The following is a 19,940-nucleotide window of genomic DNA, read 5'->3' as shown; positions in this document are numbered from 1 at the left end:
TAAGGTAGGGCGCGAATAGACAACCGGCCGGCCCAAGCTCACTTTGGACACGACCCAAGACGGACGCCTATGAACCCGAATTTTCTAGATTTCGAACAGCCGATCGCCGACCTGCAAGCCAAGATCGAAGAGTTGCGCTTGGTCGGTAATGACAATTCGCTGAATATCGGCGATGAGATCTCCCGCCTGCAGGACAAGAGCAGGACGCTGACCGAAGACATCTTCGGCAAGCTGACCAGCTGGCAGATCGCACGCCTGGCGCGTCACCCGAAACGCCCGTATACCCTCGATTATATCGAGCACATCTTCACCGAGTTCGACGAACTGCACGGCGACCGTCACTTCTCCGACGACGCTGCCATCGTTGGCGGTATCGCCCGTCTGGAAGACCAGCCGGTGATGATTATCGGCCACCAGAAGGGCCGTGAAGTGCGTGAGAAAGTTCGCCGCAACTTCGGCATGCCGCGTCCGGAAGGCTACCGCAAGGCCTGCCGTCTGATGGAGATGGCCGAGCGCTTCAAGATGCCGATCCTGACTTTCATCGACACCCCGGGTGCCTACCCTGGCATCGACGCTGAAGAGCGCAACCAGAGCGAAGCGATTGCCTGGAACCTGCGTGTGATGGCGCGGTTGAAGACCCCGATCATCGCCACCGTAATTGGTGAGGGTGGTTCCGGCGGCGCACTGGCCATCGGCGTTTGCGACCAACTGAACATGCTGCAATATTCGACCTACGCGGTGATCTCGCCGGAAGGTTGCGCGTCGATCCTGTGGAAAACCGCCGAGAAAGCACCGGATGCCGCTGAAGCAATGGGCATCACCGCAGAGCGTCTGAAAGGCCTGGGTATCGTCGACAAGGTGATCGGCGAGCCACTGGGCGGCGCCCATCGTGACCCGGCTGCTGCCGCCGCTTCGATCCGCGCCGAGCTGAGCTCGCAACTGGCGATGCTCAAGCAGTTCGATAACGAAGCGCTGCTCAAGCGCCGTTATGATCGCCTGATGAGCTACGGTCTCTAATCAGACGCGTGCTATCCCTGTGGGAGCGAGCCTGCTCGCGAAAGCGGTATAACACTCGACGAATGTGTTGAATGTTAAACCGTCTTCGCGAGCAGGCTCGCTCCCACATTTGTTTGGGGTAAAGAGAAAGCTATGAGTCAGTCCCCGATTGATTTGCCATCCCGTCTTCTGCTGAACCTTGAGCCCTGGCGCCACGCCGCTCACTGGCGCATCGCCTTCTCCGGCGGCCTCGATTCCACCGTCCTCCTGCACCTTCTCGCCACGCTGGCGAACACCGAATCCCTCCCTGCGTTAAGCGCCATCCACATCCACCACGGCCTTCAGGCTGCGGCCGATGCGTGGCCGCAACACTGCCGGGCCATTTGCGATGCGCTGGACATTCCTTTGCAAGTAGAGCGGGTCACCGTGAAGGGCGGGGCGAGCCTGGAGCGGGCGGCGCGGGATGCGCGTTATGCGGTGTTCAGTTCGCTGACGCAGAGCAATGACGTGCTGTTGACTGGCCAGCACCGCGACGACCAAGCGGAAACGCTGCTGTTTCGGCTGTTGCGCGGTGCCGGTGTCCGCGGGCTCGGCGCGATGCCGCATCAGCGCCCAGTGGGGCAGGGCACGCTGGTTCGACCGTTGCTGGATGTCAGCCGCGCCGAGCTGGAAAGTTATGCACAGGCGCATCGGTTGCGCTGGATCGACGACCCGTCGAACCAGGATCGGCAGTTTTCGCGCAACTACCTGCGGCATCAAGTCATGCCGGTACTGACCGAGCGTTGGCCGCAAGCGCAGGCGAGCATGGCGCGCACCGCTGCGCATCTGCGTGAGGCGCAGGGCTTGCTCGATGAGCTGGCGCAGATTGATCTCGCACAAGCCGAAACGCCCCATGAATTCGCCTGGCTGGATGTGCCATCGCTGGAGCTGACACCATTGACGGCGTTGTCTGACGCGCGCCAGCGAAATGCCCTCAGCTACTGGCTCGAACCATTGACCCGGCTGCCAGACGCTGACCATTGGTCGGGTTGGACAACGCTGTGCAATGCCGGCGCCGACGCTTCTCCGATCTGGCGTCTGGCCGACGGAGAGCTGCACCGCAGCGCCGGTCGCGTCTGGTGGCTGAGCGGCAATTGGTTGGGTACGCCAGTGATCGGTGCCGACTGGCAGACCCCGACTTCAGCGCTACGCTTGCCGGATAACGGACGCGTCATGCTCCACGGGCAAGCTCCATCCGGGCCTTTGCGTATTGCCTATCGGCAGGGCGGTGAGGTCATGCAACTGGCCGAGCGCGGTAGCCGGGATCTCAAGCGTCTGCTCAACGAGCGCGCGGTACCGGCCTTCGTGCGTGGCAGATTGCCGCTGCTGTTTCGTGGTGAAGAATTGCTCGCTGTGGCGAACCTGTCGGGTCTTGCTGGTCAGATGGACGAGGGCTGGACATTGCACTGGCAGCCAACAGACGAAGATCAAGGTTTGAGCTGAAAGGAGCATTCCGGTAGACTACGCTCCCTTCTTGATACAACTTCTGTGGATTCGCCTGAATTGCAGGAGTTGCCGATTACCAAGCAGTCTTTGCTGGGCGATTCCAAAAAATGTGTAGCGAGCAACGTACCGGTGTTTCATCTGCCGGTCTGTCACAACGCGGCGGTTTTTTCGAAAGGTGCACTGTGATTAATGCAGGTGATCGGGGGCTTCGGCCTTCCTTCGCTTTCCCCGGCGGCTCGTTCCGCTTTAACGCAGACTTCTAGGGTTTTTCATGACGCGCTACATATTCGTCACGGGCGGTGTTGTTTCTTCATTGGGGAAAGGCATTGCCTCGGCTTCATTGGCGGCTATCCTGGAGGCGCGGGGGCTTAAGGTCACCATGCTGAAGCTGGATCCGTACATCAACGTCGATCCAGGCACCATGAGTCCGTTCCAGCACGGTGAAGTGTTCGTCACCCACGACGGCGCCGAGACCGACCTGGATCTGGGGCACTACGAGCGGTTCATCCGCACGACCATGACCCAGAACAACAACTTCACCACCGGCCGTGTCTACGAGCACGTGCTGCGCAAAGAGCGCCGTGGTGACTATCTGGGTGCAACCATCCAGGTGATCCCGCACATCACCGACGAAATCAAGCGCCGCATCATCAAAGGTGCCGGTGACGCTGACGTGGCGATGGTCGAGATCGGTGGCACCGTCGGTGACATCGAGTCGCAACCGTTCCTCGAAGCCATCCGCCAGTTGCGTTTCGAAGTCGGCGCCAAGCGCGCGATGCTGATGCACCTGACGCTGGTGCCGTACATCGCCACTGCTGGCGAAACCAAGACCAAACCGACCCAGCACTCCGTCAAGGAACTGCGTTCGATCGGTCTGCAGCCAGACGTGCTGGTGTGCCGCTCCGATCACCCGATCGATGTGTCCTCGCGTCGCAAGATCGCCCAGTTCACCAACGTTGAAGAACGTGCGGTGATTGCTCTGGAAGACGCCGATACCATCTACAAGATCCCGGGCATCCTGCACTCGCAGGGTCTGGACGATTTCGTCGTTGAGCGTTTCGGTCTGCAGTGCGGCAGCGCCGATCTGTCCGAGTGGGACGCAGTGGTTGACGCCAAGCTGAACCCGGAACACGAAGTGACCATCGCCATGGTCGGCAAGTACATGGAGCTGCTCGACGCGTACAAGTCGCTAATCGAAGCGATGAGTCATGCCGGCATCAGCAACCGCACCAAGGTCAATCTGCGCTACATCGATTCCGAAGACATCGAGAACCAGGGCACTGCGCTGCTCGAAGGTGTCGACGCGATTCTGGTGCCGGGCGGCTTCGGTCTGCGTGGCGTGGAAGGCAAGATCACCGCTGTTCAGTACGCTCGCGAAAACAAGGTTCCGTACCTCGGTATCTGCCTGGGCATGCAGGTAGCGGTCATCGAATTCGCCCGTAACGTACTGGGCTGGAAAGACGCCAACTCCACCGAATTCGATCGTGCCAGCGGCCATCCGGTTGTCGGTCTGATCACCGAGTGGGAAGACGCCACCGGCGCTGTTGAAGTGCGTACCGAAGCGTCCGATCTGGGCGGCACCATGCGTCTCGGCGCACAGGATTGCCTGCTCGAGCCAGGCTCCAAAGTCCATGATTGCTACGGCAAGGATGTGATCGTCGAGCGTCACCGTCACCGTTACGAAGTGAACAACAACCTGCTGCCGCAGATCATCGAAGCCGGCCTGAAGATTTCCGGTCGCTCCGCCGATGCTGCGCTGGTCGAAGTGGTTGAAGCGCCGGATCATCCATGGTTCGTTGCCTGCCAGTTCCACCCTGAGTTCACCTCGACCCCACGCGACGGCCATCCGCTGTTCAGCGGTTTCGTCAAAGCCGCGTTGGCTCAACACCAGAAGAAGGCGTAACCCGATGGCACAGAAGATCATCCGCGTCGGCGACATTGAAATTGCCAACGACAAACCCATGGTGCTGTTCGGCGGCATGAACGTGCTGGAAAGCCGTGACATGGCCATGCAGGTTTGCGAAGAGTACGTGAAGGTCACCGAGAAACTCGGTATCCCTTACGTATTCAAGGCCAGCTTCGACAAGGCCAACCGTTCTTCTGTGACCTCGTATCGCGGTCCTGGCCTGGAAGAGGGCATGCGCATCTTCCAGGACATCAAGCAAGCGTTCGGCGTGCCGATCATCACCGACGTCCACGAGCCGGATCAGGCTGCGGTCGTCGCTGAGGTCTGCGACATCATCCAGTTGCCGGCCTTCCTTTCGCGCCAGACCGATCTGGTCGTGGCAATGGCCAAGACCAATGCCGTGATCAACATCAAGAAAGCCCAGTTCCTCGCGCCTCAGGAAATGAAACACATCCTGAACAAATGCGTGGAAGCCGGTAACGATCAGTTGATCCTCTGCGAGCGCGGTTCGAGCTTTGGCTACAACAACCTCGTGGTCGACATGCTCGGCTTCGGCATCATGAAGCAGTTCGAGTATCCGGTATTCTTCGACGTGACCCACGCGCTGCAAATGCCTGGCGGTCGTGCCGACTCCGCCGGCGGTCGCCGTGCCCAGGTTCTGGATCTGGCCAAGGCCGGCATGAGCCAGTCGCTGGCGGGTCTGTTCCTCGAAGCCCATCCGGATCCGGACAACGCCAAATGCGACGGCCCTTGCGCCTTGCGTCTGGACAAACTGGAGCCATTCCTGGCCCAGCTCAAAGCTCTGGACGAACTGGTGAAGAGTTTTCCGACGGTAGAAACCGCGTAGCGCTCGATTCTCCGGTAAAGTACCGCACGATTTGTCGCTCATGCCCTCGGGCGTGAGCGTTGTCGTCTGCAAGTCTGCCCGCTGTACTTCGCTTGCCGACGATTGAAGATTTCCTCTAGCTGCGTCGTTTTCGTCAACTTTGGAGTGTTTACAACAATGGCAAAAATCGTCGACATCAAAGGTCGTGAAGTTCTCGACTCCCGTGGCAATCCCACCGTGGAAGCGGACGTGCTTCTCGACAACGGCATCATCGGCAGCGCCTGCGCGCCGTCCGGTGCATCCACTGGCTCGCGTGAAGCACTCGAGCTGCGTGATGGCGACAAGAGCCGTTACCTGGGCAAGGGCGTGCTCAAGGCGGTAGCCAACATCAACGGTCCGATCCGCGATCTGCTGCTGGGCACCGACCCGAGCGACCAGAAAGCGCTGGATCAGGCGATGATCAAGCTCGACGGTACCGAAAACAAAGCGACCCTGGGCGCCAACGCCATCCTCGCCGTGTCCCTGGCTGCGGCCAAGGCAGCTGCGCAGGATCAGGATCTGCCGCTGTACGCACACATCGCCAACCTCAACGGCACCCCGGGTGTGTACTCGATGCCGGTACCGATGATGAACATCATCAACGGTGGCGAGCACGCTGATAACAACGTCGACATCCAGGAATTCATGGTCCAGCCAGTTGGCGCCAAGTCTTTCTCGGAAGGTCTGCGCATGGGCACCGAGATTTTCCATCACCTGAAAGCTGTGCTGAAGGCTCGTGGTCTGAGCACTGCCGTTGGCGACGAAGGCGGTTTCGCGCCGAACCTGGCTTCCAACGAAGACGCGCTGAAAGTGATCTCCGAAGCCGTGGCCAACGCCGGTTACAAGCTGGGCACCGACGTGACCCTGGCGCTGGACTGCGCCGCGAGCGAGTTCTACGAAGACGGCAAGTACAACCTGTCCGGCGAAGGCCAGGTGTTCACTGCTGAAGGTTTCGCCGACTACCTCAAAGGTCTGACCGAGCGTTACCCGATCATCTCCATCGAAGACGGTCTGGACGAGTCCGACTGGGCTGGCTGGAAAATCCTCACCGACAAGATCGGCGAGAAGACCCAGCTGGTGGGCGACGACCTGTTCGTGACCAATACCAAGATCCTCAAAGAAGGCATCGATAAAAAGATCGCCAACTCGATCCTGATCAAGTTCAACCAGATCGGCACCCTGACCGAAACCCTGGAAGCCATCCAGATGGCCAAGGCTGCCGGCTACACCGCCGTGATCTCGCACCGCTCCGGCGAAACCGAAGATTCGACCATTGCCGACCTGGCTGTGGGCACCTCGGCTGGCCAGATCAAGACCGGTTCGCTGTGCCGCTCCGACCGCGTTTCCAAGTACAACCAACTGCTGCGTATCGAAGAGCAGTTGAACGGCAAGGCCAAGTACAACGGCCGTGCCGAGTTCCGCGGTTAAGCGCAACCTGATCAAAGGACACCGGATTGTGTCGGAAAAGTCGTGACAGCGATGGATTTGCCACTAATCTGATGCCTTAAGCACAAGCCTGGATCTTTCCAGGCTTCGTGCTATCAGATGCTGCAACATTATGCGTGGCTGTCTTTTTTCACTGGATACCTGATATTCGATGCGCAGTCCTTACTGGTTGTTTCTTGTTTTGCTCTTGCTGCTGGCCGGTCTGCAGTACCGCCTGTGGGTGGGCAATGGCAGTCTGGCGCAGGTCGCCGAGCTGAAACAGCAGATCGCCGAGCAACATGCCGAGAACGAAGGCCTGCTGGAGCGCAACCGGGTGATGGACGCTGAAGTCAGCGAGTTGAAGAAAGGCATGGAGACCGTTGAAGAGCGGGCTCGTCACGAACTGGGCATGGTCAAGGACGGCGAAACCCTTTACCAGTTGGCCCAATGATCGATTCTCTGCCGGCCTTCTGGGCCGTGATTCCTGCCGCGGGCGTCGGTGCCCGAATGGCCGCGGACCGTCCCAAGCAATATCTGCAACTGGGCGGGCGCACAATTCTCGAACACAGCCTCGGCTGTTTCCTTGATCACCCGAGCCTCAAGGGCCTGGTGGTCAGTCTTGCTGTCGATGATCCCTATTGGCCGAATCTGGCATGCGTCAACGATCCGCGCATTCAGCGGGTTGATGGCGGCGCGGAGCGTTCCGCGTCGGTGCTCAATGCCTTGTTGCATCTGCATGCGCAAGGTGCCGACGATGACGATTGGGTGCTGGTGCACGATGCGGCCCGGCCGAATCTGAGTCGCGATGATCTCGACAAGTTGCTTGCCGAACTCGCGGATGACCCGGTCGGCGGTCTGTTGGCGGTTCCTGCTCGCGACACGCTCAAACGCGTTGATAACAACGGACGTGTGGTTGAAACCGTGGATCGCAGCGTGATCTGGCAGGCGTATACACCGCAGATGTTCCGCCTCGGGGCGTTGCATCGGGCGTTGGCCGACAGCCTGGTTGCGGATGCCGTGATTACCGATGAAGCTTCTGCTATGGAATGGGCCGGTCTGGCACCACGTCTGATCGAAGGGCGCGCGGATAACCTCAAGGTGACCCGGCCGGAAGATCTGGAGTGGTTGCGCCAGCGGTGGGCGAATCGCCGCTGAGGTTTGGGGTCGCTGGGGCATTGCCTTCGCGAGCAGGCTCGCTCCCACAGAGGCAATGCATTCAGCTGTCGAACTCGGTCAATTGTGGGAGCGAGCCTGCTCGCGAAAACGGTCGCACGGGCAATCAATAACTCAAAGCTTGTACTCCGGCCTTTCAGCCAGCCCCACCTTCAAATAGTCCACCAACTTGCGCACTTTCGGCGACAAATGCCGCTGCTGCGGATACAGCGCCCACACCGCCGTATTCGGCGGCTGATGCGCCTCGAGCAAGGAAATCAGCGCGCCGCTGTGCAGATGCTCGAGCACGTAATAGTCCGGCAACTGACACAACCCGACACCCTGAAGCGCCGCATCCAGCACCGCCTGCCCACTGTTGCAACGCCAGTTGCCCTGCACCCGCTGGGAAAATTCCCGCCCGTTCTGTTCCAGTTGCCAGATATCGGAACTGCCGATCAGGCAATTGTGCCGACTCAGTTCCGACAGACTGTGTGGGCGCCCATACCGTTCCAGGTAGGAAAGCGACGCGCACAGGTACATTCTTCGTGGCGCCAGACGTGTCGCGACCAAGCGCGAATCCTGGAGTCGGCCAAGGCGAATTGCCAGATCCAGCCCTTCATGCACCAGATCCAGCTGGCGATTGCTCAGCTCGATATCGATACGCAGCTGCGGGTACAGCCCCATGAAGCGAGTCACCAGCGGCACGATAAAGCGTTCGCCATAGGCCACCGCGCAGGTCATGCGCAGCATGCCTTTCGGTTCGCTGGTCAGATCGCCCACCGCGCGCAGGGCTTCTTCGCGACCGTCCTGCAGGCGCTGGCAATGTTGCAGGAAAGTCTGCCCGGCTTCGGTCAACGTAACTCGCCGAGTGCTGCGGTAGAGCAGGCGCGTCTGCAAACGCTCTTCGAGCCGTACGATTTGTCGACTGATGTGCGAGGAAGAAACCCCCAGACGCTCGGCAGCGGCGGTGAATTGATTGCATTCGGCGACGGCAACAAACTCGTCGATGCCTTCCCAGCGGTTTTCCGACACTTGAATTATCCCTGTATGGCAATAATGTTTTGCTTTGGTCCGGATTATTCCTCAGGAAGCGCTGAACTACACTGTCTGTCTGCTTTTATATTTATTGGGTTCACTGGAGAGTCAGCATGATCAAGTCGCGCGCCGCCGTTGCCTTCGAGGCCAAGAAGCCGCTGGAAATCGTAGAAGTCGATGTCGCCATGCCCAAGGCTGGTGAAGTGTTGCTGCGCGTTGTCGCTTCCGGGGTGTGCCACACCGATGCCTACACCTTGTCCGGCGCAGACCCGGAAGGCATCTTCCCGTCGATCCTCGGCCACGAAGGTGGCGCCATCGTTGAAGCGATCGGCGAGGGCGTGACCTCGGTTGCCGTCGGCGACCACGTCATTCCGCTCTACACCCCGGAATGCGGCCAGTGCAAATTCTGCAAGTCGGGCAAGACCAACCTCTGCCAGGCGATTCGCGCCACCCAAGGCAAGGGCCTGATGCCGGACGGCACTTCGCGCTTTTCCTACAAGGGCGAAACGATTTTCCACTACATGGGCACATCGACGTTTTCGGAGTACACCGTACTGCCGGAAATTTCCGTAGCGAAGATCTCCAAAGACGCGCCGCTGGAGAAGGTTTGCCTGCTCGGTTGCGGCGTCACCACCGGTATCGGCGCCGTGCTCAACACTGCCAAGGTCAAACCGGGTGACACCGTGGCCATCTTCGGTCTCGGCGGTATCGGCTTGTCGGCCGTGATCGGCGCGGTGAAAGCCAAGGCTGCGCGCATCATCGCCATCGACATCAACCCGGCCAAGTTCGAAATCGCCAAACAACTGGGTGCCACCGACTGCGTGAACCCGAAAGACTTTGATCGTCCGATCCAGGAAGTGATCGTCGACATGACCGATGGCGGCGTCGACTTCTCCTTCGAGTGCATCGGCAATGTGCAACTGATGCGCGCCGCGCTTGAGTGCTGCCACAAAGGCTGGGGCGAGTCGGTCATCATCGGTGTCGCCGGTGCCGGTCAGGAAATCGCTACCCGTCCGTTCCAGTTGGTTACCGGTCGCGTCTGGCGCGGTTCGGCGTTCGGCGGCGTGCGTGGCCGTACTGAATTGCCGAGCTACGTCGACATGGCCCAGAGCGGCGAGATCCCGCTGGATACCTTCATCACCCACACCATGGGCCTGGAAGATATCAACAAGGCGTTCGACCTGATGCACGAAGGCAAGAGCATCCGCACCGTCATTCATTTCTAAGGAGCAGCGGCAAGCTACAAGCCGCAAGCTGCAAGCAGGCGCAACGCCCTCTTGCAGCTTGAAGCTCGCAGCTTGCGGCTGAAGTGCTATGAATCTGGAAAACATTTCCTGTCAGAAGAGTTTCGGTGGCTGGCACAAGCGCTATCGCCATCGCTCCGAAGTGCTTGATTGCGACATGGTCTTCGCCGTGTACCTGCCGCCGCAAGCGGAGCAGGGCGGCAAGCTGCCAGTGCTGTACTGGTTGTCGGGGCTGACCTGCACCGATGAGAATTTCATGCAGAAGGCCGGCGCGATGCGCATGGCTGCCGAACTTGGTCTGATTATCGTCGCCCCGGATACCAGCCCACGCGGTCCGGATGTTCCGGACGATGCAGACAAGGCTTGGGATTTCGGTCTCGGCGCCGGGTTTTATCTGAACGCCACGCAGGAACCGTGGGCGCGGCACTATCAGATGCATGACTACGTCGTGCAGGAGTTGCCCGCTCTGGTCGAAGCGCATTTCCCCGCTTCCGACAAGCGCAGCATCAGCGGCCACTCCATGGGCGGCCACGGTGCTTTGGTCTGTGCCTTGCGCAATCCTGGGCGGTATAAATCGGTTTCGGCCTTTTCGCCGATCACCCATCCGATCGATTGCCCTTGGGGTCAGAAGGCCTTTTCCAACTATTTAGGCGAAGACCGTTCGAAGTGGAAGGAGTGGGACGCCTGTGTGCTGATCGCGGAGGCGACGGAGAAGTTGCCGTTGTTGGTCGATCAAGGTGATCGTGACGATTTCCTCGCCACGCAATTGAAACCCGAGGCCTTGCAACACGCAGCAAAACAAGCGGCGCATCCGCTGGAGCTGCGCCTGCAACCGGGCTACGACCACAGCTATTTCTTCATCTCAAGCTTCATTGACGACCACTTGCAGCATCACGCACGCGCTCTGCGCGGTTAATGCAGGTAGAATCACGCCCTGACAAAAATCGGGGCGTTTTTTTATGCGTATTGGCCACGGCTACGATGTGCACCGTTTCGCTGAAGGCGATTTCATTACTCTGGGCGGCGTGCAAATTGCACACAGCTTCGGGCTGCTCGCTCATTCCGACGGTGACGTCCTGCTGCACGCCTTGAGCGATGCCTTGCTCGGCGCGGCGGCGCTGGGTGATATCGGCAGACACTTCCCGGACACCGATCCGCAATTCAAGGGCGCCGACAGCCGTGTGCTGTTGCGTCATGTGGTCAGTCTGATCCACGCCAAGGGCTGGAAAGTCGGCAACGTCGACAACACCATCGTTGCCCAGGCGCCAAAAATGGCGCCGCATATCGAATCGATGCGCGCGCTGATCGCGGCGGATCTTCAAGTTGAGTTGGATCAAGTGAACGTCAAAGCTACCACCACCGAAAAGCTTGGCTTTGTCGGTCGCGAAGAAGGCATCGCCGTGCACTCCGTTGCCTTGTTGCTGCGCGCATGAATGAACTGCAATTGCTCGGCCCGCGGGCCTATGGCGAACCCCTCGGCACAGCGGTACTGAAAGCCATCGCCGAAGATTTCCAGGTCGATGAAGTGCTGGATATCCCGTTCAGCGGTGACGGCGAACACCTGTGGATCTGGGTGGAAAAGCGCGGTCTCAATACCGAAGAAGCGGCACGGCGTATCGCCAAGGCAGCCGGCGTGCCGTTGCGCACCGTCAGCTATGCCGGCCTCAAAGATCGTCAGGCCCTGACCCGACAGTGGTTCAGCGTGCAATTGCCGGGCAAGGCCGATCCGGATCTGTCGGCGGCGGAAAACGACACGCTGAAGATCCTCAAGACCGCGCGCCACAAGCGCAAGCTGCAACGCGGTGCGCATTCGGCCAACGGTTTCACGTTGCGCCTGACGCAATTCGATGGCGACAAAGACGCGCTTGAACAGCGTTTGCAGTTGATCGCCAAACAAGGCATTCCCAATTATTTCGGCGTCCAGCGCTTCGGCCATGACGGCGGCAACGTTGTCGATGCGCGGGCGTGGGCGGCGCGCAAGGCTTTGCCGGAACAGCGCAATGTGCGTTCGCGGTTGCTGTCGACGGCGCGCAGCTTTCTGTTCAACCAGGTGCTGGCGGCGCGCGTCGCCGATGGCACCTGGAACACCGCGCTGGTTGGCGATTTGCTGGCGTTTACTGACAGCCGCAGTTTTTTTCCTGCCGGTGAAGCCGAATGCAGCGACCCGCGTCTGGCAATTCTCGACCTGCACCCGACCGGTCCGCAGTGGGGCGAAGGTGACTCGCCGGCTGCTGGTGCTGTCCATGAACTGGAGCAGGCGATCGCCGCCCGCGAAGCGGATCTGCGCGACTGGTTGATCCACGCCGGCATGAGCCATGAACGTCGCATCCTGCGGCTGCCCATTGGCGGGTTGACGTGGCATTATCCCCAACCTGACATTCTGCAACTGGAATTCGTCCTCCCGGCCGGATGCTTCGCCACCGTATTGGTGCGCGAGCTCGTTGATCTGGTGCCGGTGGGGCAGACGGACAGCCCATGCGTATTCTGATTTCTAACGACGATGGGGTAACTGCACCCGGTCTCGCCGCGCTTTATGCTGCGCTGGCGGATTACACCGAATGCGTGGTTATCGCCCCGGAACAGGACAAAAGCGGCGCCAGCAGTTCGCTGACGCTCGACCGTCCGCTGCACCCGCAATACCTGGCCAACGGCTTTATCAGCCTCAACGGCACACCGACCGATTGCATTCACCTGGGCCTCAATGGCCTGCTTGAGCGCGAGGCGGACATGGTGGTTTCCGGCATCAACCTGGGCGCCAACCTCGGTGACGACGTGCTGTATTCCGGAACCGTAGCGGCAGCCCTTGAAGGACGATTTCTCGAACGCCCATCGTTTGCCTTCTCCCTGGTCTCGCGTCAGGTGGATAACCTGCCGACTGCGGCCTACTTTGCGCGCAAACTGGTCGAGGCCCACGCCGGGCTCGATCTGCCACCGCGCACGGTACTCAACGTGAACATCCCCAATCTGCCAATCGATCACATCCGTGGCATTCAGTTGACCCGTCTCGGCCATCGCGCCCGCGCGGCGGCGCCGATGAAAGTGGTCGATCCGCGCGGCAAGGCCGGTTACTGGATCGCCGCTGCCGGTGACGCTGAGGATGGCGGCCCGGGCACCGATTTTCATGCCGTGATGCAGGGTTATGTGTCCATCACACCGTTGCAGCTCGATCGCACCTTTAATGATGCCTTCAGAAGTCTTGATGGCTGGCTGGGGGGGCTGAGCTGATGCGTGAACATGACGACCGCCTGCGCAGCGGCATTGGCATGACCTCCCAGCGTACGCGCGAGCGACTGATCCAGCGTCTCTATGAAGAAGGCGTGTCGAACGCCAAAGTCCTGGAAGTGATCCGCCGCACGCCGCGTCATCTGTTTGTCGACGAGGCGCTGGCGCACCGCGCTTACGAAGACACCGCGCTGCCGATCGGCAACAACCAGACCATCTCCCAGCCTTACATGGTGGCGCGCATGAGCGAGCTGCTGCTGGAGGCCGGCCCGCTGGATAAGGTGTTGGAGATCGGCACCGGTTCCGGCTACCAGACGGCGGTATTGTCGCAACTGGTTGAGCGGGTGTTTTCGGTCGAGCGCATCAAGGTTCTGCAGGATCGCGCCAAGGAGCGTCTGGTCGAGCTGAACCTGCGCAACGTGGTGTTTCGCTGGGGCGATGGCTGGGAAGGCTGGCCGGCGCTGGCGCCCTACAACGGCATCATCGTCACCGCCGTGGCCACTGATGTACCGCAGGCTTTGCTCGATCAGTTGGCCCCCGGTGGGCGCATGGTGATTCCGGTCGGCTCCGGTGAAGTGCAACAACTGATGCTGATCGTGCGCGAAGAACATGGCTTTTCCCGACACGTTTTGGGCGCTGTGCGTTTCGTGCCTTTGCTCAATGGGCCACTGGCCTGAGCATTTGCGACAGGCGCTGAATTCCTTTCAACGGCGCCGGTCTTACACCGGCAGCCGGAGTTTAAACGCCGCGTACTTGCCATAGGCAAACGTGTGCGCCCGGTGATTTCGCTTCATTAAAGGTAAAGCCGTTTCGGCCCGTTATACTTGCGACACTTCATGCCGCAGTGCGGCATTCAGAATTTTCAGCCACCACAAAGGGAGCGGCGGGTGAGTCTCACAGTCATTGCGCAGCGTATGGGTAACACGAGCTTTCAGCGCCTGGTGACTGGCCTTGTCTTGAGCACCTTGCTGGTCGGTTGCTCCAGCACCAAATCGAGCAACGTACGGGTTGTCGATCGCAATAATTCGGTCGCGCAACGTCCGACCGTTACTACCGGACAATATGTAGTCCGCCCCGGCGATACCTTGTTTTCGATCGCCTTTCGTTACGGCTGGGACTACAAAACCCTCGCCGCCCGGAACAATATTCCTACGCCGTATACGATCCATCCGGGTCAGACAATTCGCTTCGACGGGCGCAGCGGTTCAACGCCGACAGCGGTGGTGAGCAACTCCAGTTCCTCGCCTTCTTCGTCGAGTAAAACCACGGTAATCCGGCGCCAGGCGAATGGCACCACAACCACTACAACCACCGGTTCCAAAGGGGTTGTACCGTCCGTCGCGAGCAAACCTGCACCCGCTCCACTGCCTCCGGCAGGCCCGGCCCCGACCGGCTGGGGATGGCCATCTAATGGCGTTCTGATTGGAAAATTCTCTTCAAACGGTAGTTTGAATAAAGGAATTGATATCGCCGGAGATTTGGGACAGCCTGTTTTAGCTGCGTCTGATGGGACGGTCGTATACGCCGGGAGTGGCTTAAGGGGCTACGGCGAATTGGTCATCATCAAACACAGCGAAACCTACGTCAGTGCTTACGGACATAACCGCAGGCTGTTGGTTCGGGAGGGGCAGCAGGTCAAGGTCGGACAGACAATTGCCGAAATGGGGTCAACGGGTACAGACCGGGTGAAACTGCATTTTGAGATTCGCCGCCAAGGTAAACCAGTGGATCCGCTGCAGTTCCTGCCAAGACGTTGATTTGTAGGCCAGCCTGTTCCGTCGCGTAGAGGGGACAGGCTCCAGCGTTGCCAAGGATAAAGGCGTCGCTTGAGCTTGGGGTCGAACTCACCAAAGGACTATAACAATGGCTCTCAGTAAAGAAGTGCCGGAGTTTGACATCGACGATGAGGTTCTCCTTATGGAGACCGGCATCGATTCGGATTCGATGTTGAATGATGAAGGGGCTGCTCCACCTTCCGTTCGTTCCAAATCCAGACACTCCGCCACACTCAAACAACATAAATACATCGACTACACTCGGGCACTTGATGCCACGCAGCTGTATCTCAACGAAATCGGCTTTTCCCCTCTGCTCTCCCCGGAAGAAGAAGTTCATTTTGCGCGCTTGTCGCAAAGTGGCGATCCGGCCGGGCGCAAGCGCATGATCGAAAGTAACCTGCGGCTGGTCGTCAAGATCGCCCGGCGTTACGTCAATCGGGGGCTGTCGCTGCTGGATCTGATCGAAGAGGGCAACCTCGGATTGATCCGCGCGGTGGAAAAGTTCGATCCCGAGCGCGGCTTCCGCTTCTCGACCTACGCCACGTGGTGGATCCGTCAGACCATCGAACGCGCGATCATGAATCAGACCCGGACCATCCGGTTGCCGATTCACGTGGTCAAGGAGCTCAACGTGTACCTGCGGGCCGCACGGGAGCTGACGCAAAAACTCGACCACGAACCTTCACCCGAAGAAATCGCCAACCTGCTGGAGAAACCGGTGGGCGAGGTCAAGCGCATGCTCGGCCTCAACGAAAGGGTTTCTTCGGTCGACGTCTCGCTGGGTCCGGATTCGGATAAAACCCTGCTGGACACCCTCACGGATGATCGTCCCACCGATCCGTGCGAACTGCTGCAGGACGACGACCTGTCGCAGAGCATCGATCAATGGCTGTCGGAGCTGACCGACAAGCAGCGCGAGGTGGTGATTCGCCGCTTCGGCCTGCGCGGTCACGAAAGCAGCACGCTGGAAGATGTCGGCCTGGAGATCGGCTTGACCCGCGAGCGGGTACGGCAGATCCAGGTGGAAGGCCTCAAGCGCCTTCGCGAGATCCTGGAGAAGAATGGCCTGTCGAGCGAGTCGCTATTTCAATAAGCGCCTTATCGACCGCGCGCAAAAAAAGCCCCGGCTGATTCAATCAGTCGGGGCTTTTTGTTTATGCCTGTCTCGTGCATCGCGTTTGTCGGGCGATGTGCCAGACGAGCGGTCAGCATTTTCTGAGTTTGTAGTCTCGCGCTGTAAGCCTTTGCTTACTGTGTCGTAAGTGTTCGTTATTTTTACACTTCGGCAGAAGGCGATTGCAATCAATGCTAAGCGGTAACTTGCTGATTTATATAAATATTTTTCAATTGTTATGTCTTTATGTCAGCGTAGACCTGCGCCTGAGCCTGATTGCTCCGCTGCGGAAACTCTCTAATATCAGGGCTGTGTCGACGGACAGACACGCCCTTCACGGAAGTGGGGAACGGACATCGCAGGAGGCGATTCATCAGGACGATGAAAAGGACTACAGGGAATAGGGAAAAAATGTGGGCGGGTCATACCGCCCCTTTTTTCGTCCGCTGGAAAGTGATATCTGCAAAAAGCAAAAAGGCCCGCAACGGGCCTTTTCAGTCGAGCGCGGGGCAAATCAGCGTTCGAGGTCAGCAATTTTACCGGTCTTGCCATCCCACTCTTCAGCACCCGGCAACGGATCTTTCTTCTCGGTGATGTTCGGCCAGATATCCGCCAGCTCGGCATTGAGCTCGATGAAGTTTTCCATGCCGCTTGGGATCTCGTCTTCCGAGAAGATCGCCACAGCCGGGCATTCTGGTTCACACAGCGCGCAGTCGATGCACTCGTCCGGGTGAATCACCAGGAAGTTCGGGCCTTCGTAAAAGCAGTCCACCGGACAGACTTCTACGCAGTCGGTGTACTTGCACTTGATGCAGTTGTCGGTGACGACGAAGGTCATTTCTAATTTTCTCCTCAGGCGGCGGCAGCGTTGCCCCTTCACGGTTGGGGTCGCCAGGTTCGGGAGCGATACCTGCTGACCAGGCTATGAGCCAGCAGCATCCCGAACCGCGCGAGATTCTAACAGCTTGAAGCGAATTGCGTTATATCCGCTTCTTCAGTGCTTATATCCGGTTCTTCAGTGCATAGAGCATTTCCAGCGCACGCCGTGGCGTCATGTCGTCGAGATCCACTTTCGCCAATTCATCCAGCACCGGATGTGGCAGTGAGGCGAACATATCGCTTTGCTGCGGTGTCGACGGCTTGCCCTTGGCCGCCGGTTTCGGCGCCTCGTGGGGCAGGGCAGTGTCTTCCAGGCGACTCAGATGCTCGCGCGCGCGCAAGATCACTTCGCTCGGCACACCCGCCAGTTGTGCGACTGCCAAGCCATAGCTCTGACTGGCAGGCCCAGGCAGAACATGGTGCAGGAACACGATCCGTTCATTGTGCTCGGTAGCGTTGAGGTGCACGTTAGCTACCAGAGGTTCGGCTTCCGGCAGCACGGTCAGTTCAAAATAGTGCGTGGCGAACAGGGTGTAGGCGCGCAAATGGGCCAGGCGCTCGGCCGCCGCCCACGCCAGCGACAGACCGTCAAAGGTGCTGGTACCGCGCCCGACTTCGTCCATCAGCACCAGACTGCGCTCGGTCGCGTTATGCAGGATGTTGGCGGTTTCGCTCATCTCGACCATGAAGGTCGAGCGACCGCCGGCCAGATCATCGCTCGAGCCGATACGGGTGAAGATGCGGTCGACCAGCGACAACTCGCAACTGGCGGCCGGTACGAAACTGCCGATATGCGCCAGCAACACGATCAAAGCGGTCTGGCGCATGTAGGTGGATTTACCGCCCATGTTCGGGCCGGTGATCACCAGCATGCGCGTGTTGTCATCCAGGCTCAGGTCGTTGGCCACGAACGGCGTGGTCAGCACTTGCTCGACCACTGGGTGACGACCCTGAGTGATGCGCATGCACGGCTCGCTGACGAAACGCGGGCAGTTTAGATCCAGATTCAACGCACGTTCGGCGAGGTTGCTCAGCACATCCAGCTCGGCCAAGGCGCCGGCGGTGTCCTGCAACGGCGGCAACTGGCTGATCAAGTCTTCGAGCAGCGCTTCATAAAGCATTTTTTCCCGAGCCAGCGCGCGGCTCTTGGCCGAGAGCGCCTTGTCTTCGAATTCTTTCAGCTCGGGCGTGATGAAACGCTCGGCGCCTTTGAGCGTCTGCCGGCGGATGTAGTCAGCGGGCGCCGATTCAGCCTGCTTGCTCGGCAGTTCGATGAAGTAGCCGTGGATACGGTTGTAGCCAACTTTGAGGTTGGCCAGACCAGTACGGGCCTTCTCCCGGGCTTCGAGATCGATGAGGAACTGGCCGGCGTTTTCGCTCAGCGATTGCAGTTCATCAAGTTCGCTGTCGTAACCGGTTTTCAGCACGCCGCCGTCACGGATCACCGCAGGCGGATTGTCGATAATGGCTTTGGCCAGCAGCGCCGCCAGTTCTGGATAGGTGCTGGTGGTGGCCGCCAGATGCTGCAGGTGCGGCGCTTCCAGATCGGTCATCGCCACTTGCAGTTCGGGCAGTGCGCCGAGTGCGTCACGCAGGCGCGCAAGGTCACGCGGCCGCGCATTTCGCAGGCCGATCCGCGCCAGAATCCGCTCGATGTCGCCGATCTCCTTGAGCTGCGGTTGCAGCTTTTCAAAACGGTAGCCGTCGAGCAGGCAGCGAATCGACGTCTGGCGGGCGAGCAGCACGGTGAGGTCGCGCAACGGCCGGTTCAGCCAACGAGTCAGCAAACGGCTGCCCATGGCGGTCTGGCAACGATCGACCACCGATTGCAGCGTGTTGTCGCGGCCACCGGCCAGATTGGTGTCGAGTTCCAGATTGCGCCGGCTGGCGCCGTCGAGCACCACGGTGTCATCGAGACGTTCGTGACGCAGGCTGCGCAAGTGGGGCAGGGCGGTGCGCTGGGTCTCTTTGGCGTAGGCCAGCAGGCAGCCGGCAGCGCCGATGGCCAAGGTCAGGTTTTCGCAGCCGAAGCCTTTCAGGTCTTGGGTGGAAAACTGCTGGCAGAGACTTTTCAACGCCGAGTCACGCTCAAAGTCCCACGGCGCACGACGACGTACGCCACGGCGTTTCTCCGCCGGCAGGTCTTTAGGCCAGTCATCCGGAATCAGCAGCTCAACCGGATTCACCCGCTCCAGTTCTGCCAGCAGGTTTTCCCAGCCTTTGATCTCAAGCACGGTGAAGTTGCCGCTGGTGATATCCAGTACTGCCAGACCGAACAGACGCTCGTCACCCAATACCGCTGCAATCAGGTTATCGCGGCGTTCATCGAGTAACGCTTCGTCGCTGACCGTTCCCGGCGTGATGATCCGTACGACTTGACGCTCCACCGGGCCTTTGCTGGTGGCCGGGTCGCCGACCTGCTCGCAGATCACCACCGACTCGCCGAGCTTGACCAGTTTCGCCAGGTAACCTTCCGCCGCGTGGTAAGGAATCCCACACATCGGAATCGCCTGACCCGCGGACTGCCCGCGCGCGGTCAGGGTGATGTCCAGCAACTTGGCGGCTTTCTTCGCATCTTCGTAGAAGATTTCGTAGAAATCGCCCATGCGATAGAACATCAGCTGGTCCGGGTGCTGATTCTTCAGGCGCCAGTATTGCTGCATCATCGGAGTGTGGGAGGACAGGTCGGAGACGGCTTTATTCATCGGATTGTCGGGCAACTCGTTAAAAGATGTAGGGCAAAGCGCGGGCATTGGCCGGGCTTTTCCGCGATGGGCGCAAGGTTACCATGGGCAGTCAGCCTGACGCAGGCACTGCGGTCGGGTGAGCGTTTACTTGC

Annotated in this window: 18 protein-coding genes; 15 read left to right on the top strand and 3 right to left on the bottom strand. The window is 59.6% G+C overall.

Features of this window, described 5'->3' with window-relative positions:
- Positions 1-69 precede the first annotated feature (69 nt).
- From KVG85_RS14850 to ispD, 7 genes are all read left to right on the top strand, one after another.
- Positions 70-1,017, top strand: a complete 948-nt coding sequence (locus KVG85_RS14850) for an acetyl-CoA carboxylase carboxyltransferase subunit alpha (RefSeq protein ID WP_137215273.1) — start codon at positions 70-72, stop codon at positions 1,015-1,017.
- A 132-nt stretch (positions 1,018-1,149) separates the two neighbouring features.
- Positions 1,150-2,478, top strand: a complete 1,329-nt coding sequence (gene tilS / locus KVG85_RS14845; protein ID WP_217864235.1) for a tRNA lysidine(34) synthetase TilS — start codon at positions 1,150-1,152, stop codon at positions 2,476-2,478.
- 274 nt (positions 2,479-2,752) lie between these two features.
- On the top strand, positions 2,753-4,384 hold the full coding sequence (pyrG, locus tag KVG85_RS14840; RefSeq protein WP_016771462.1) for a CTP synthase: 1,632 nt from the start codon (positions 2,753-2,755) through the stop codon (positions 4,382-4,384).
- 4 nt (positions 4,385-4,388) lie between these two features.
- Positions 4,389-5,234 carry a 3-deoxy-8-phosphooctulonate synthase gene (kdsA, locus tag KVG85_RS14835; protein ID WP_016985082.1) on the top strand — a complete coding sequence of 282 codons (846 nt, stop codon included), beginning with the start codon at positions 4,389-4,391 and terminating at the stop codon, positions 5,232-5,234.
- A 156-nt stretch (positions 5,235-5,390) separates the two neighbouring features.
- Positions 5,391-6,680 (top strand): phosphopyruvate hydratase, encoded by a 1,290-nt coding sequence (gene eno, locus KVG85_RS14830; protein WP_041478121.1) that lies wholly within the window; start codon positions 5,391-5,393, stop codon positions 6,678-6,680.
- Between the two features lie 169 nt (positions 6,681-6,849).
- Positions 6,850-7,128 (top strand): cell division protein FtsB, encoded by a 279-nt coding sequence (gene ftsB, locus KVG85_RS14825; RefSeq protein WP_016771460.1) that lies wholly within the window; start codon positions 6,850-6,852, stop codon positions 7,126-7,128.
- Positions 7,125-7,832: a 2-C-methyl-D-erythritol 4-phosphate cytidylyltransferase gene (gene ispD, locus KVG85_RS14820; RefSeq protein ID WP_125918006.1), complete on the top strand. Its 708-nt coding sequence runs from the start codon at positions 7,125-7,127 to the stop codon at positions 7,830-7,832. The genes ftsB and ispD overlap by 4 nt, the downstream gene beginning before the upstream one ends.
- 132 nt (positions 7,833-7,964) lie before the next feature.
- Here ispD and KVG85_RS14815 read toward each other — a convergent pair whose 3' ends face one another.
- Positions 7,965-8,861, bottom strand: coding sequence for a LysR family transcriptional regulator (locus tag KVG85_RS14815; RefSeq protein WP_217864234.1), 897 nt, complete (start codon positions 8,859-8,861; stop codon positions 7,965-7,967).
- A gap of 116 nt (positions 8,862-8,977) precedes the next feature.
- Here KVG85_RS14815 and KVG85_RS14810 point away from each other — a divergent pair, with 116 nt between their 5' ends.
- The 8 genes from KVG85_RS14810 to rpoS all read left to right on the top strand — a co-directional run bounded on the left by KVG85_RS14810 (position 8,978) and on the right by rpoS (position 16,201).
- On the top strand, positions 8,978-10,090 hold the full coding sequence (locus KVG85_RS14810; RefSeq protein ID WP_007908835.1) for an S-(hydroxymethyl)glutathione dehydrogenase/class III alcohol dehydrogenase: 1,113 nt from the start codon (positions 8,978-8,980) through the stop codon (positions 10,088-10,090).
- An 88-nt stretch (positions 10,091-10,178) separates the two neighbouring features.
- The gene (fghA, locus tag KVG85_RS14805; protein WP_217864233.1) at positions 10,179-11,024 is read left to right on the top strand and encodes an S-formylglutathione hydrolase; all 846 of its coding nucleotides are present in this window, start codon (positions 10,179-10,181) and stop codon (positions 11,022-11,024) included.
- A 43-nt stretch (positions 11,025-11,067) separates the two neighbouring features.
- The gene (gene ispF, locus KVG85_RS14800; protein WP_217864232.1) at positions 11,068-11,541 is read left to right on the top strand and encodes a 2-C-methyl-D-erythritol 2,4-cyclodiphosphate synthase; all 474 of its coding nucleotides are present in this window, start codon (positions 11,068-11,070) and stop codon (positions 11,539-11,541) included.
- Positions 11,538-12,596: a tRNA pseudouridine(13) synthase TruD gene (truD, locus tag KVG85_RS14795; protein ID WP_217864231.1), complete on the top strand. Its 1,059-nt coding sequence runs from the start codon at positions 11,538-11,540 to the stop codon at positions 12,594-12,596. The genes ispF and truD overlap by 4 nt, the downstream gene beginning before the upstream one ends.
- Positions 12,584-13,333 (top strand): 5'/3'-nucleotidase SurE, encoded by a 750-nt coding sequence (surE, locus tag KVG85_RS14790; protein WP_024011837.1) that lies wholly within the window; start codon positions 12,584-12,586, stop codon positions 13,331-13,333. The genes truD and surE overlap by 13 nt, the downstream gene beginning before the upstream one ends.
- Positions 13,334-13,371: 38 nt before the next feature.
- Positions 13,372-14,007 (top strand): protein-L-isoaspartate(D-aspartate) O-methyltransferase, encoded by a 636-nt coding sequence (locus KVG85_RS14785; RefSeq protein WP_160768345.1) that lies wholly within the window; start codon positions 13,372-13,374, stop codon positions 14,005-14,007.
- 210 nt (positions 14,008-14,217) lie between these two features.
- Positions 14,218-15,087 (top strand): peptidoglycan DD-metalloendopeptidase family protein, encoded by an 870-nt coding sequence (locus KVG85_RS14780; RefSeq protein ID WP_016771452.1) that lies wholly within the window; start codon positions 14,218-14,220, stop codon positions 15,085-15,087.
- A gap of 106 nt (positions 15,088-15,193) precedes the next feature.
- Complete coding sequence (rpoS, locus tag KVG85_RS14775) at positions 15,194-16,201, top strand: RNA polymerase sigma factor RpoS (protein WP_016771451.1); 1,008 nt, start codon at positions 15,194-15,196, stop codon at positions 16,199-16,201.
- Between the two features lie 535 nt (positions 16,202-16,736).
- Here rpoS and fdxA read toward each other — a convergent pair.
- Positions 16,737-17,060, bottom strand: coding sequence for a ferredoxin FdxA (fdxA, locus tag KVG85_RS14770; RefSeq protein ID WP_039762498.1), 324 nt, complete (start codon positions 17,058-17,060; stop codon positions 16,737-16,739).
- A gap of 163 nt (positions 17,061-17,223) precedes the next feature.
- On the bottom strand, positions 17,224-19,806 hold the full coding sequence (gene mutS / locus KVG85_RS14765; protein ID WP_041478113.1) for a DNA mismatch repair protein MutS: 2,583 nt from the start codon (positions 19,804-19,806) through the stop codon (positions 17,224-17,226).
- Positions 19,807-19,940: the final 134 nt, after the last annotated feature.

The sequence above is a fragment of the Pseudomonas triticicola genome (assembly GCF_019145375.1).
Taxonomy (GTDB): domain Bacteria; phylum Pseudomonadota; class Gammaproteobacteria; order Pseudomonadales; family Pseudomonadaceae; genus Aquipseudomonas; species Aquipseudomonas triticicola.
Note: the sequence above shows the minus strand (reverse complement) of the source record. Positions and strands in the feature narration are given on the sequence as shown.